Source organism: Acinetobacter sp. I-MWF, assembly GCF_025433935.1.
Lineage (GTDB): Bacteria > Pseudomonadota > Gammaproteobacteria > Pseudomonadales > Moraxellaceae > Acinetobacter > Acinetobacter guillouiae.
Window position 1 is genome coordinate 1,227,946 of the sequence record NZ_JAMBAR010000001.1, and the last position, 14,960, is coordinate 1,242,905.

Consider the following 14,960-nt stretch of genomic DNA (forward strand, 5'->3'; position numbering starts at 1 on the left):
GGACTTATGAAGCAAGCCTATTCTAAAAATAATATTTAACGATTAAAAATTTCATTAGCCTATTCATTTAAATGCCCCGTACATTGTGCCGAAATGTTTTTGATTTGTGCCGTATCCAGTTCTAAGTTATCCCATTTGCACATTTGTTGAATAATCCATTCAAAATCCTCTGGTTTAGGTCGGTCCTGTGTCCCAAAAGAGCGGATAATATTTTGTATTTTATGAAACGCATAGGTATGCACCAAATGTGAACAGTTGAAGCGGATAATTTCGCTGTCTTCTAACATGTGCCATATAGGTTGCAGTGATTGCAAGGTGCTTAAATCATGCTGTGCTTGCTGAATCGCTGTCTGCAATGCGTTTAAGGTATTCGGATGCTTGTTTGCCCATTCATGGGTGGTCGCCAAAACTTTATCCGCGACTTCAGGAATAATCTGTTTACTCTCGGCAATCACATAACTATAACCTTCAATCTGCGCTTGGATATTCCAAGGTTCACCGACACAGAATCCATCGATGAGTTGTGATGAAATCGCATCCACCATATAGGAAGGGGGCAGTGTGGATGGTTGATATTTTTTGGCTAGCTCTTGATCTGCCAAAGCCAACCATTCTCTTAAACAATAATGGTGAATGGACTGTTTAAACACATGGGCCAGTTGTATTTTATCGCCTTGTTTTAAGGCTTGAACCACTTTCACTGCTGACGCTTGCGCGCTATCTTGTTTCTGAATTTTTAACTCATAACACAATTTTTGACTCAAGCTGATAAATGCACGATTGGTACTCAACACCAATGCGGTTTGTAAGGGAATACCCAGTTGATCATTACCTGTTGCAGCAGCGGGAAGCATGGCAGAAAGACAATGTGCGGCATCTAAAATACCAAAAGCTAAACGGTCACGTAGGCTGGCCCAAGATGGCTCTTTTACCAACGTAACATTCAGACCTTGCTCAGTAAAATAGCCTCGATGTTGTGCCCAAAGTATTGCAGTGCAATCCAGTAAAGGAATATAGCCTAGTTGAATGTCAGTGGTTTCAAGTGTATGCATTGTTTATTCCTTGAAATTAGCTTGGAGCAAGGCTTGGGCGTCGATTAACTTTCTTGCCATTTCCCCCATGGTGATACGGTGACTCATGGCATTTTTCCGTAACAAACTGAAGGCTTGTTCTTCTTCAATTTGATGCATCTGCATCAGCATCACTTTGGCTTTTTCAATATCTTTTCGGTCTGCTAGTTTGCATTTGGTTTCATTGAGATCTTTTAACAGTTTTTTATGTTTTTTAAATTGTTCAATTGAAATTTCTAAAATACTTTCCAGTTTTTCAGGGTCGATGCCATCGACAATATAGGCGGTTACACCCGCTTCAATGGCACTTTTAATGGTGTCTTTTTGCGAGTTTTTAGTGAAAAGCACAGTGGGCAAATCAAACTGACTTACACAGCTTTCAATAATATCTCGGTGTGGATGATCCATATCCAGCAAAATCACATCGGCATGTAAGTGTTGAAGATCGGTACTGTTTAAATGGTCAATCATCAGGCATGCGACCACCTCGAAACCATGTTCGATCAAAGAGGATTTGATAAAAGACGCCCGCTCTATATCATCATCGATCAGGGCAATTCTTAATTTTGGCATGTCGCTACTCAAGTATGTCCTGACATGAACTTTCAGCATATAAGCAATTTAGATGCCAATATCTCTGGTTAAAATTGCTGTTTAAAGCATAGCCGCATGATGTTAAAGAAAAGTGATGCACTTTATTGACGCAATTTGCTTCCTAAACATGCAGTTTTATGGCTTACATTTTAGACGCACTGATCAACAGTGTGACATTTTATTGTGCAATCTAGGTACGATCATTTAATCATAAGTACTGAGTATTCAAGCAAAATAAAATCATAAATAGTCAAAAATATAAAGTTGGCATGAACCATGCTTATATTTAATCAAGTCAAAGAAGACTTTCAAAATTTGTAAGACGGCCAACGACGTCCGTTCTGATCGTTACTGATATGCCCCGTGCATAACAGCAACTTATATGCGTTCAGTTCAGGAGATCGAAGCTATGTCTTCAAATTTAGATGCGAAAAAAGCAACAAAGATTAATCTTTTCAATTTTAGCAGCGCAGCAATGCGGGCCTTCCATATGAGTTGGCTCGCCTTTTTTGTTTGCTTCTTTGCATGGTTTGCCTGTGCGCCGTTAATGCCTGTTATTGCAGGTGAATTTCATCTGACTAAAGATCAAATTGCCAATATCAATATTGCCGCGGTGGCCATCACGATTTTAGTCCGTCTGATCGTCGGTCCCTTATGCGATAAATACGGTCCTCGTAAAACCTATACCGCATTATTGATTATCGGCAGTATCCCTGTATTTGGTGTGGCATCTGCCAATAGTTATGAGTCCTTTCTATTTTTCCGTCTATTGATTGGTGCAATTGGTGCCAGCTTTGTCATCACGCAATATCACACCAGTATTATGTTTGCGCCAAATGTGGTGGGAACTGCAAATGCAACCACTGCAGGTTGGGGCAATGCGGGTGGTGGAGCAACTCAAGCCTTGATGCCATTGATGCTTGCCGCACTGGTGATGTTTGGTGTTGAACAAGCCATGGGCTGGAGAATTGCGCTGATTGTACCTGGTGTGCTGATGTTAATCGTCGGTGCAATGTACTGGAAGTTTACGCAAGATTGCCCACAAGGTGATTTTAAAGAGCTTCGTGCGCAAGGTCTGCATGTGGGCAGTGATAAAAAAGGTGGTATGGCAATTTTAATGCATGCTGCAAAAAACTATCGTGTTTGGATTCTGTTCGGTGCTTATGCTGCCTGTTTTGGTATCGAAATTTTCATTCATAACATTGTCGCAATGTACTACGTGGATCATTTCAAATTTGGTTTAAAAGAAGCGGGTATGGCCGCAGGGATTTTTGGTTTACTGGCACTGTTTGCCCGTGCACTTGGCGGTATTGTTTCAGACAAGGTGGCGACTAAAAAAGGACTCGATGGCCGGACTAAAGTATTGTTTGCCATGATCCTGTTAGAAGGCGTATTTCTGATTGTCTTTTCACAAATGAATACCGCAATTCTAGCGATTCTGGTCATGACCGTATTTGCTTTATTTACCCATATGGCTTGCGGTGCGACCTATGCACTGGTTCCATTTATTGATCGCGATGCTTTGGGTGGTGTGGCTGGCATTATCGGTGCAGGCGGTAATGTCGGTGCTGTTGCAGCAGGTTTCTTATTAAAAGGCATGTTGGATATTCAAACGACACTGATGGTTTTAGGTGGTTTGGTGGTGATTGCTGCAAGTTGTGTATTGATGATCCGTTTCTCGGTTGAACATAAAGAGAAAGAGCAAAAGTTATTTGAAGCTGCTGTGCTTGAGCGAAATAGCATGGAACAAAATGCTGTAAGTCTTAAACAAAACAGTGCGACTTAATTGAATAACAACAGCAAGAATTAAGGAGAATCGATATGAAATTAGTGATGATTGGTCATGGAATGGTTGGGCACAAATTTATTGAATCTGTGCTGGAACATGCTGGTGATGAAGTTGAAATCACGATTTTGGCAGAAGAGCCGCGTTTAGCTTATGACCGTGTACATTTGACTGAATATTTTACAGGCAAGTCTGCCAAAGATTTAACCCTCTGTCGTGCTGACTTTGCTGATGCGTATGGTATCGACCTGCGCTTAAACACCAAAGCCACGGATATAGATACCCGCAATAAATGCATTACCACCAATCATGGTGATGTAATCAGCTATGACAAATTGGTACTTGCGACAGGTTCCTATGCTTTTGTTCCACCAATTTCAGGTCACGACCGCAACAACTGTTTTGTTTACCGTACCATTGATGACTTGGATGCGATTCGGGCAGCGAGTTTATCGGCAAAATCTGGTGTAGTGATTGGTGGTGGTTTGCTGGGTTTGGAAGCTGCCAAAGCGCTTCGTGATTTAGACTTGGAAACCCATGTTGTTGAATTTGCACCCCGTTTAATGGCAGTACAAATTGATGATTTGGGCGGAAAAGTTTTACGCGCCAAAATTGAAAATTTAGGTGTGAAAGTCCATACCCAAAAGGCCACTTCGGCTATAGAAGACGGTGTGAATAGCACCCATGTGATGAAGTTTGCAGATGGTTCCGAACTTGAAACAGATATTATTTTATTTTCCGCAGGGATTCGCCCACGTGATGAATTGGCGCGCCAAAGTGGTTTAGCTTTAGGTGAGCGTGGTGGTATCGTGATCAATGATTATTGCCAAACCTCAGATGCAGACATTTATGCAATTGGTGAATGTGCCTTATGGAACAATAAAATTTATGGTTTAGTGGCGCCCGGTTATGACATGGCAAGGATTGCGGCAAAGCATGTGATGCAACAAAGTTGCCCTATATTTGCTGGTGCAGACATGAGCACCAAGTTAAAACTGATGGGTGTCGATGTGGCATCGGTAGGTGATGCGCATGCCATGACTGCAAATGCATTGAGCTATTTCTATGCCGATGAAGATGCAATGGTCTATAAAAAGATCGTGGTCAATGCAGAGAAAACCCAATTACTAGGTGCGGTACTGGTCGGTTGCGCCAAAGAATATAACGACTTATTGCAAATGATGCTCAATGGACTGGCTATACCTGAAAATCCAGAGAGTTTAATCATGCCGGGCTATGCACAATCTTCAGCAAAAGCGGGAGGTAGTGGTGTTGATTTATTGCCAGACAGTGCCACGATTTGTTCATGTAATAACGTGTCTAAAGCAGATATTTGTAGTGCAATTGCAGAGGGTTCGACCTCATTAGGTGCGTTAAAAAAATGTACCAAAGCCGCAACCGCATGTGGTGGATGTGCACCCTTAGTGACCCAAGTTTTAAAATCTGAATTACAACGCCAAGGGGTAACAGTCAATAATCATCTTTGTGAACACTTTGCTTACTCACGCCAAGAGTTGTATCACTTGGTACGGGTCAATGAAATTAAAACCTTTGATGATTTGATTCAACAACATGGGCATGGTTTAGGTTGTGATATTTGCAAACCGACAGCGGCCAATATCTTGGCATCTTGCTGGAATGACTTTGTTCTCACCGCAAATCATGCTGGGTTGCAAGACAGTAATGACTACTATCTAGGCAATATTCAAAAAGATGGTTCGTATTCTGTTGTACCACGTATGGCAGGCGGTGAAGTGACGCCAGATGGTTTGATTGCAGTCGGTCAGATTGCCAAAGAATATGGTTTATATACCAAGCTAACTGGTGGGCAACGGGTAGATTTGTTTGGAGCACAAGTTCATCAATTGCCAGAAATTTGGGAAAAGCTGATTAATGCTGGTTTTGAGTCTGGTCATGCCTATGGCAAGTCATTACGTACCGTTAAATCTTGTGTTGGGAGCACATGGTGTCGTTATGGTGTCGATGACTCGGTCGGTTTAGCCATCTTCCTTGAAAATCGCTACAAAGGTTTACGTTCCCCACATAAATTAAAAATGGCAGTTTCGGGCTGTACCCGTGAGTGTGCCGAAGCACAAAGCAAAGATGTTGGGGTGATTGCCACTGAAAAAGGCTGGAACTTATATGTTTGTGGCAATGGGGGAATGAAACCTCGCCATGCAGAACTTTTAGCTTCTGACCTAGATACGCAAACTTTAATTCAATATATCGACCGCTTTTTTATGTTCTATATCCAAACAGCGGATCGTTTACAACGGACTTCAGTATGGCGTGACAATATGGAAGGTGGTTTGGACTATCTTAAAGATGTTGTTGTACATGATTCCTTAGGGGTTGCTGCTGAACTTGAACGTCGAATGAGCCATGTGGTGGGCACTTATCAGGACGAATGGCGCACTGCGGTGGAAGATCCTGAAGTACGAAAACGTTTTGTGACCTTTATTAATGCCAAAGCTGAGCAACAGCAAGATCCACATATTCAGTTTGCCAAAGTCCGTGGGCAAATTCGCCCAAAAACTGAATCAGAACGTGATCAGAGCCGTATTCCTGTAGTTGAAGCATAAGGTTGAAGCATAAGCATATGAATACTGGGTTTATTGGCCTTATTCCACAGCTTAAAAACAAGTCTGGTGGAAAATCTGATCAACGTAGTTAAAAGGATAAATACAATGACCATTTTAAAAGATATGAATGAACTCGATTGGCTGGATATTTGTGCATTGCAAGACATTACGCCCAATACAGGTGTAGGCGCATTACTCGGGCAACAACAAGTGGCTATTTTTCGGGTAGGCAGTGAAAAGCGTGTATATGCGCTGAGCAACCAAGACCCATTCAGTAAAGCCTTTGTCATGTCGCGTGGAATTATTGGTGATTTACAAGGTGAACGTGTAGTTGCATCACCGATTTATAAGCAACATTTTAGTTTAGCAACAGGCCGTTGTTTAGAAGACAAAGATCAAAAATTATTGGTTTTTCCAAGTAAAATTGAAAATGGTCGTGTTTGGGTCAGTCCAACCCCACAAAAAACCTATATCACCAATAATGGTACGGCTCAGGAAAAAATCAATTTAGTTCTGGTGGGGAACGGATTGGCAGGAATGCGTTGCTTGGAAGATTTGCTGGATATGGCACCTGATCGTTATGAGGTGACGGTGATTGGTGAGGAGCCTTGGGGGAATTATAACCGGATTATGCTGTCGCCTGTCTTATCAGGGGATAAAACCATTGACGACATTATGCTACATCCCCATTCATGGTATGCCGATAAAAATATTCGCTTTATTGCAGGTGATGCTGCGGTACGTATTGACCGTCCGCGTAAGCAGGTCTATACCGAAAAAGGTGTGGTGGTGAGCTATGACCGTTTGATTTTAGCAACGGGTTCAAAACCATTTATTCCACCAGTCAAAGGCTCAGATTTAGATGGCGTGTTGAGCTTTCGTGATATTTATGATGTCAATAATATGCTCGACTACTGCAAATCTAAAAACAATGCCGTGGTGATTGGTGGTGGTCTATTGGGGCTAGAAGCCGCATATGGTTTAAAGCAACGTGGTATGAATGTGACGGTTTTGCATTTGATGGATCGCATTATGGATCGCCAACTTGATGCCAAAGCCAGTCAAATGTTGAAAACAGCAATTGAACAAAAGGGCATTTCGATCATCACCGAAGCCAATACAGAAGAATTACTCGGTGAAAATGGTCATGTCACTCAGGTTCGGTTAAAAGATGGCACGCTTTTAGATGCAGATCTGGTGGTTTTTGCCGTGGGTATTCGCCCAAATATGGCTTTGGCACAAAGTGCGGGTTTACGCTGTAATCGCGGTGTGTTGGTCAATGACACCATGCAAACTTATGATCCAAGTATTTATGCAGTGGGTGAATGTATTGAGCATCGTAACCAAACGTTTGGTTTGGTAGAACCTTTATGGGGTCAAGCCTTTATCTGTGCATCACATTTGGCCGAACATGGCAGTTTAACCTTTAAAGCACCGACTGTTCCAACCCAGTTAAAAGTTAGTGGTTGTGATGTTTTCTCAGCAGGCCGCATTGATTTAGAAAACAGTCAACCGCTAGAAGATTTCGAAGACATCATTCTGAATGATGAAAAACGCCAAATCTACAAACGCATTATTATTCAAAAAGATAAAGTCGTGGGTGCAGTACTGTTTGGTGATACAGAGGATGGTACTTGGTACGCTGAATTGATTGCTGATCAAACCCCAATTTCTTCGATTCGCAATAAATTGTTATTTGGTCGGGATTTTGCATTAAAAAAAGCAGGCTGATTTATATCGCTTAACCCTCTTCATTTTAACAGCAGGGGGAGATTAAAAATGAAAGCCATATTTAAGTGAATGTATAGCATTGAGGAGCACAGCAGCAATGAATAGTATCCCTTTAGTGGAACTGCCGAGCTCCACAGAACAAAAGATCATAAGCACACACACCACTTGTCCTTACTGTGGTGTAGGCTGTGGTGTCACAGCAACAGTGCAAGACACCACGCTAGGACAAAAAGTGTCTGTGGTTGGCGATGTCAATCATCCCTCGAATTACGGAAAACTGTGTATTAAAGGCAGTAATTTAGCCGATACGCTGGGGTTGGGCACACGTGTTTTACATCCGATGCTTGGACGTCATTCCCATCAGCAAGTTACAGATTGGGATAGCGCAACAGATTTAATTGCCAATAAATTCCAACACTATATCGAGCAATATGGTCGTGACAGTGTCGCATTTTATGTTTCTGGCCAGTTGCTGACGGAAGACTATTATGTGGTGAATAAATTCGTTAAAGGCTATTTGGGCACAGCCAATATCGATACCAATTCAAGATTGTGTATGTCTTCGGCGGTTGCTGCACATAAGCGTGCTTTTGGTGAGGATCTAGTACCTGCAAGTTATGATGATTTTGAACATACTGACATGGTGGTTCTGGTCGGTTCAAATACAGCATGGTGTCATCCCGTGATGTATCAACGCATCATGAAAGCCAAAGAATTAAGACAACAAAAGCAAAGTGATTTATTTGTGGTGGTGATAGATCCACGCTTTACGGCTACATGTGAAGCAGCTGATTTACATTTACCTATTCTGATTGGTCAAGATGTTTGCTTGTTTAATGGGCTATTACAATATTTACATCAACAGGGTTATGCCGATAGCGCATTTGTTGAGGCACATACCCAAGGGCTAGAGACGGCACTAAAAAGCTCGCAAGCTGAAACAGATATCCAAGATGTTGCAGTGAAAACAGGAATTTCGCTAGAAAAACTCCAGCTCTTTTTTGAAAAGTTTGCCCAAACTGAAAAAGTCATGACCCTATTTTCAATGGGGGTAAACCAGTCTTCACGTGGCGTGGACAAAGCCAATAGCATCATTAATTGTCATTTGTTGACGGGCAAAATTGGAAAGTCGGGCGCAGCACCGTTCTCTATGACAGGACAACCCAATGCAATGGGCGGGCGTGAAGTGGGTGGACTTGCCAATATGCTGGCAGCACACATGGACTTAGACAATCAACAACATCAACAGCTTGTGCAAAGTTTTTGGAACAGTCCAAGCATTGCCAAACACGTTGGATTAAAAGCCGTTGATCTTTTTGAAGCATTGGAAAGTGGCAAGATTAAAGCGATTTGGATTATGGCGACCAATCCGGTGGTCAGTCTACCCAATGCCGATCAGGTCAAACGTGCTTTAAACAGTTGCGAGTTTGTTGTGGTATCCGATATTTGCAAAGATACCGATACCACTCAGTTTGCCGATGTGCTCTTACCTGCATTGGGCTGGGGGGAAAAGGATGGCACGGTTACTAATTCAGAACGCCGTATTTCACGACAACGTGCTTTTTTAGACCCGCCTGAGCAGTCCAAAGCGGATTGGTGGGCTGTGGCACAAGTGGCTAAAAAGCTTGGATTTACTGGCTTTGATTTTGCAAATAGCCACGAGATTTTTAAAGAACATGCACAGTTATCTGCGTATCAAAATGCAGAGATTAATGCGCGATCAAATACCCAAAGCTTTCGTTACTTCAATTTACAAGGTTTAACTGATCTTTCATTGGATGAATATGATCAATTGGCGCCCATTCAATGGCCTGTGATCATACGCAATCAGGCTGAGCATGCATTCGCACAATTGTTTTCACAGGGGCAGTTTAGCCATGCAGATGGCAAAGCTAAATTTATTGCCACGATGGCGATAGATCCAGTCCATCAAAGCACTGCTGAATATCCTTTAATTCTCAATACAGGGCGGATTCGAGATCAGTGGCACACCATGACCCGCACAGGTTTATCTGCCAATTTAAGCACCCATAAAGCAGAACCCTTTTGTGAAATTCACCCCAATGATGCATTGAAATATGGCTTGAAAGAAAGCGAATTGGTCGAAATCAAATCGGCTTGGGGCAATTGTGTCTTACGTGCTGTACTCAGTGACAATATCCGCCGTGGACAGATTTTTGCCCCGATTCATTGGAATGATCAATTTGCTTCGGATGCCCGTATTGGCAAAGTGGTCAATCCAGTGGTAGATGCGATTTCAGGCGAGCCAGAATTCAAACATACCCCTGTGATGATTCAGCCATTTTATACCCAGTGGCAAGGGGTGTTTTATGTCCGTGAAGGGTATGAACACATTGTTAAAAATAGCATCGAAAATACGGTGTGGTGGACAAAAATTCAGACCGCCAAAGCAGTGCGCTATGAATTGGCTGATCGTCGTCGTTTTACCCAAACCACTCAACATCTCAAACAACTTTTACCCTTTGAGGATGAAAGTTTTGAGTGGCTGAACTTGGAAGATCAAACTGCACATATCAGCCATAGTGTGGTGTTAAAAGAAGGTCGCCTTATTGCAAGTTTATATATTGCACCCAAAGCCTTGTTGCCTGATCGTGATTGGGTTGCCAGTTTATTTAAACGTGATCGTTTAAGTGCGATGCATCGTAAAGCCTTACTTGCTGGACAAGCCATGTCGATGGGCAATAGTGATGGGCCGTTGGTGTGTAGTTGCTTTAAAGTGGGTAAAAATCGAATTATTCAAACCATTAAAGAAAACAATATTAATCATGAAAAACAAGTGACTGCATGTTTAAAAGCAGGTGGTAATTGTGGTTCATGTCTACCTGAAATTCGCGGATTGATTAAAGCCTGTCAAGCGGAGCTTACACAATGAAAAGAATCATAAAACCGAGAAGACCGAGCCAATATCCACAAACTGATCTAGTCATTCTTGCAGGTGGTCAGGCAAGGCGTATGAATGGAATCAATAAACTGTTACAAAAGTTTGATGATCAAATTCAACTCATTAAGATCCATCAACAACTAAAAAATCGAGTCGCGCAGATTTGGGTCAATAGCCACCGTGATTATTCAATTTATCAAAAACTTATTCCCAGTTTGTATTGCTATCAGGATGATGAAAAAGGCTTTTATGGCCCGCTGATGGGAATAAAGAGTGCTTGGTCTTATGTGACATCTGACTATGTACTTTTTGTGCCTTGTGATGTGACCTTTATTCCACCTGATGTTATTGAAAGCTTACATAAGGCTTTAGCGGGTCATCCCTTAGCTCAAGTGGCTTATGTCAATATCAATGGCAAAGCCTTATATCCATTTTGTTTGTTAAAGCGCAGTGCTTTAAATCAAATCTGCACTCATCTTGAACAAGGACAACGCAGTTTAAAGGCATGTTTTTCTGATTTGCACGCTCAGGATGCGTTATTTGAAAATCATGCACTGTTTTTTCACAGCATTAATTCTTTGGATGAATTACAGCAATATCAACAGCTCAAGTTTTTACATTGATTGGCTTGGTTTAGATTAGTTTTTTGCAAATTTCTGTTTTTGAGAGAATTCGAGCAGGTTTTAGCTGAAGCGCATGGGGAATGATTAAAGTTGGAACATTTTTTGCAATTTCAATATCAATAAAATAGCGCAGATTTTAAGTTTTAAACAATCTTGAATCTAAATCGTGCTTGGGATGTGTAAATGAACGCAATGACACAATACGAAGTGGGTACGGCTTTTGTCGATCAATATGGTCGTAGCAAGCGTAAACTCAGAATTTCAGTGACAGATCGCTGTAATTTTAAGTGTGTCTATTGTATGCCCGAACATCCTGAATGGATGAAAAAACAGGATTTACTCAGTTTTGAAGAACTTTATGTGTTTTGTGAGTTTATGGTGCGGCATGGCATCGAACAGATTCGGATCACAGGTGGTGAGCCGTTAATGCGTCAAGGTGTGGTGCACTTTATTGAGCAACTACAAAAATTAAGAAAGCTGGGACTCAAACGTATCTCAATGACCAGCAATGCGCACTATCTTAAACAATACGCAAGCCAATTAAAACAAGTGGGTTTAGATGACTTGAATATCAGTCTGGACAGTCTAGATCCAGCACAATTTAAGGCACTGACTCAAAAAGAACTACATCCCGTCTTAGAGGGTATTGTCGCAGCACAACAAGCAGGCTTTAAGATCAAGATCAATGCTGTATTGATCAAAGGCATCAATGACGATCAGGTTTTGCCCTTAGCACACTGGTCGATTCAACACCATTTTACTGTGCGATTTATTGAGTTTATGCCTTTGGATGGCGCTGGTCTTTGGTCACAAGCCGAGATTGTCAGTGAACAAGAAATCTTAACTCAATTAAAGCAGGACTTTGTTGTCACTTTACAGCAAGGACAGTCTTCCGAGCCTGCACGACAATATTTTATTGATGGTTATCCGATTGGCATCATTTCGACTATTACCAATTCATTTTGTGGCACGTGTGACCGTGTGCGTTTAACCGCACAAGGTGATTTTTATAATTGTCTATTTGCGCCAAAGGGGATCAACCTCAAAGCGCAAATTAAGGCATTGGATCAGGATTTAGCTGTTTTAGAGCCTCTCCGATTAGCGCATATCAGTTCACCAAATGCAGCTGTATATTCGCCAATAACATTAGATTCGCTACAGCATCAACAACTACAAGATACTTTGTCTGATTATATTTGGCAGAAAAAACAAGGCTTTGATGAGATTTATCAACAGCCAAAATCAAACCATTCATCATCTCGAAAAATCAGTATGTACATGATTGGAGGTTAATATGTTAGATCAATTTACCATTCTAAATACACAAGACTTGGCAAATATTGCCAATCAACTCAAAAATATTCAGCAGCAGATGACTGTAAAAATTGAATGCTTTGGTGCAATTGAACGTTTACTGCCGACTGATTTAACCCTGCAATGTGAGTCTGAAATGAGGATTTCGGATGTTTTGGATTATGTGGTACGTGCTTATCCACATGCAGGAAACATGCTTGAAAGTTGTGCATGTGCAATAGGCGAAGACATTATTCCACGTCAGACCTTATTAACATCGGACAGCACCGTGGTTTTACTGTCACCTGTTGCGGGAGGTTGATATGCATACATTTGAACAGACGTTTAAACAATTCAACAGAATTCAGGATACTCCTTTAAGCCAAGACAGTTTTGATCCGATTCAAGACTTTCCTGAATGTGGTGGGATTGGCATCTTTATTGGAACAGTACGTAATCACCATGAAGGCAAAGCAGTCAAAGCATTGAAATATACTGCCTATGCACCTGTTTCAGAAAAAATGATTCGTCAAATTGAACAAGAGATTCAACAAAAATTTGCGGTGGCTTATGTACGGGTTATTCATCGTATTGGTGCTTTAAACATCGGTGAAAAAGCCATTATTGCGATTGCTTATGCAGCGCATCGCCGTGAAGCATTTTCAGCCTGTGAAGAAGCCGTAGAACGGGTAAAACATGAGGTTCCCGTATGGAAAGAAGAATTTTATCTGGATGGCACGAGCCAATATGTTGCGGGTTGTTGTATTCGAAAAGATGATGTGGAACAAGATCATTCAGTACAAAAAGATTCATTTCACCACCATGACTGTGAACATGACGCCTCTCATCACCATTCATCTCAGCACAATCACTCTCAACATGCTTTAGTACATCATTTCACATCTGCACATCTAGGCCACACGCATTTAGAACCCAGCAGTCAACAACAGGATCATGAACGAGAACAGCATGTGTTATTGAGCAAACAGTGTGAACAAACAATTTATCAATGGCATATGTAAAAAACATATTTAGCAAACTTGGCAAAGTGTCTTCTTCACAAAATATATTTTGCCATGTAAAAGATTTTGTTATCTCAACAGATGCTAAATCACTTGGCGTAAATCTCGCGCTGTTTCTTGCAGTAACGGCAAGATATGCGTAATTAAATAATCTTTGGTAGTACGGATGGTGGGGGAGACAATATTGAGTGCGGCAACAACAACCGCATTTGAGTCATAAATCGGAACGGCCACAGCATGCACTCCCAATTCATGTTCTTCACAGGAATAACACCAGTCTTGTTCTTTAATCTCATGTAGTAATTCTATAAAGGCATCACTGTCTGTATAGGTATATTTAGTGAGACGCTTTAATGGATACTGGGTTAGCCACTGCTTCTGTTCTTCGACATTTAAATGCGCCAATAAAATTTTCCCAGCAGAAGTTGCATGCGCAGGTAAGCGATTACCTAAATGTAAGCCATAGGGATTTACTCGGTCTGTTTGTTGGTGTGCAGCACTTCGTGCAATAGTAATCGCTTCATAACCATCTAGCACCATGACGGAATAAATCAGCGAGGTTTGATTGGTCAATAAATTTAATAAGGGTTGGCAAATTTTAGGTAAAGGAGAACCATCTAAATAAGCACCAGAGAACTTGAGAATTTTCGGGGTTAAATAATAGTAATGTCCATCAAAGTCTAAATAGCCTAAGTATTCTAATGTGAGTAATTGACGGCGCGCTGCTGCACGGGTCATTCCTGTTTTTTCAGCCGCAGTGCTGATATTCAAGCGGTGTCGTTCAGGTCCAAAACATTCTAAAATTGCCAAACCTTTTGCAATCCCTGCAATAAAATCTTCATGACGAATAATCTTTTTATTTTCAGTGTGATGGATTAATCGGGTGGTTTTATTGTGTTCATCATCCATAACGCAGCTCCTTATTTTAAAGCCAATTACATTAAAATTATGCTCAATCGAAATCAGACTGTTTTAGTGGGATAATGTTCGATCATCGAACATAAAAAATGATGATCGAACAAAATCTGACTTTAAGCCTAGAAGTAAATACAAAATTTATCAAGAATAAAGATAAGAAATCCGAACAAAACACTCAACTTATGTTTCATCGGTTTCTAGGATGAAACAAATGAGTGATTCATAGTACAGGAAGTAGTCAGATGATTGATAAAAGCGCCACCTCATTGACCGAGGTTCTGTCCCACATCAAAGATGGTGCAACCATTATGATTGGTGGCTTTGGAACAGCAGGACAACCCGCAGAGCTGATCGATGGGCTGATTGAACTTGGCGTTAAAGATCTGGTGATTGTCAATAACAATGCAGGCAATGGCGATTATGGTCTGGCTAAACTGCT

General features: G+C 41.3%; 11 protein-coding genes and 1 pseudogene. 9 read left to right on the forward strand and 3 right to left on the reverse strand.

Annotated features, from left to right (window positions below):
* Positions 1–59 precede the first annotated feature (59 nt).
* Positions 60–1,052, reverse strand: a complete 993-nt coding sequence (locus M2R48_RS05875; protein ID WP_262085395.1) for an ABC transporter substrate-binding protein — start codon at positions 1,050–1,052, stop codon at positions 60–62.
* A gap of 3 nt (positions 1,053–1,055) precedes the next feature.
* Entirely contained in the window at positions 1,056–1,643 is a 588-nt protein-coding gene (locus tag M2R48_RS05880; RefSeq protein WP_004722169.1) for an ANTAR domain-containing response regulator, read from the reverse strand.
* A gap of 430 nt (positions 1,644–2,073) precedes the next feature.
* Here M2R48_RS05880 and M2R48_RS05885 point away from each other — a divergent pair, with 430 nt between their 5' ends.
* From M2R48_RS05885 to M2R48_RS05920, 8 genes and pseudogenes are all read left to right on the forward strand, one after another.
* A complete protein-coding gene (locus M2R48_RS05885; protein ID WP_262085396.1) occupies positions 2,074–3,450 on the forward strand; it encodes an MFS transporter in 1,377 nt (458 codons plus the stop codon).
* Positions 3,451–3,485: 35 nt separating this feature from the next.
* Positions 3,486–6,032 carry a nitrite reductase large subunit NirB gene (gene nirB, locus M2R48_RS05890; protein ID WP_262085397.1) on the forward strand — a complete coding sequence of 849 codons (2,547 nt, stop codon included), beginning with the start codon at positions 3,486–3,488 and terminating at the stop codon, positions 6,030–6,032.
* Between the two features lie 105 nt (positions 6,033–6,137).
* Positions 6,138–7,763, forward strand: a complete 1,626-nt coding sequence (nirD, locus tag M2R48_RS05895) for a nitrite reductase small subunit NirD (RefSeq protein WP_262085398.1) — start codon at positions 6,138–6,140, stop codon at positions 7,761–7,763.
* A 97-nt stretch (positions 7,764–7,860) separates the two neighbouring features.
* A complete protein-coding gene (locus M2R48_RS05900; protein WP_262085399.1) occupies positions 7,861–10,656 on the forward strand; it encodes a nitrate reductase in 2,796 nt (931 codons plus the stop codon).
* Positions 10,653–11,288 (forward strand): molybdenum cofactor guanylyltransferase, encoded by a 636-nt coding sequence (locus tag M2R48_RS05905; RefSeq protein ID WP_262085400.1) that lies wholly within the window; start codon positions 10,653–10,655, stop codon positions 11,286–11,288. Before M2R48_RS05900 ends, M2R48_RS05905 begins: the two co-directional genes overlap by 4 nt.
* Before the next feature lie 183 nt (positions 11,289–11,471).
* Positions 11,472–12,581: a GTP 3',8-cyclase MoaA gene (gene moaA / locus M2R48_RS05910; protein WP_262085401.1), complete on the forward strand. Its 1,110-nt coding sequence runs from the start codon at positions 11,472–11,474 to the stop codon at positions 12,579–12,581.
* Positions 12,582–12,660: 79 nt separating this feature from the next.
* Positions 12,661–12,903 carry a MoaD/ThiS family protein gene (locus M2R48_RS05915; protein ID WP_262087453.1) on the forward strand — a complete coding sequence of 81 codons (243 nt, stop codon included), beginning with the start codon at positions 12,661–12,663 and terminating at the stop codon, positions 12,901–12,903.
* A gap of 1 nt (position 12,904) precedes the next feature.
* Positions 12,905–13,429, forward strand: a pseudogene (locus M2R48_RS05920) (molybdenum cofactor biosynthesis protein MoaE); the annotation flags it as partial.
* 258 nt (positions 13,430–13,687) lie between these two features.
* Here the strand turns inward: M2R48_RS05920 and pcaU are convergent.
* The gene (pcaU, locus tag M2R48_RS05925) at positions 13,688–14,512 is read right to left on the reverse strand and encodes an IclR family transcriptional regulator PcaU (RefSeq protein ID WP_262085403.1); all 825 of its coding nucleotides are present in this window, start codon (positions 14,510–14,512) and stop codon (positions 13,688–13,690) included.
* A gap of 251 nt (positions 14,513–14,763) precedes the next feature.
* On the opposite strand from pcaU, the gene M2R48_RS05930 reads away from it, so the two are divergent.
* On the forward strand, positions 14,764–14,960 hold a 197-nt coding region (locus M2R48_RS05930), incomplete at its 3' end, for a CoA-transferase (RefSeq protein WP_315972839.1).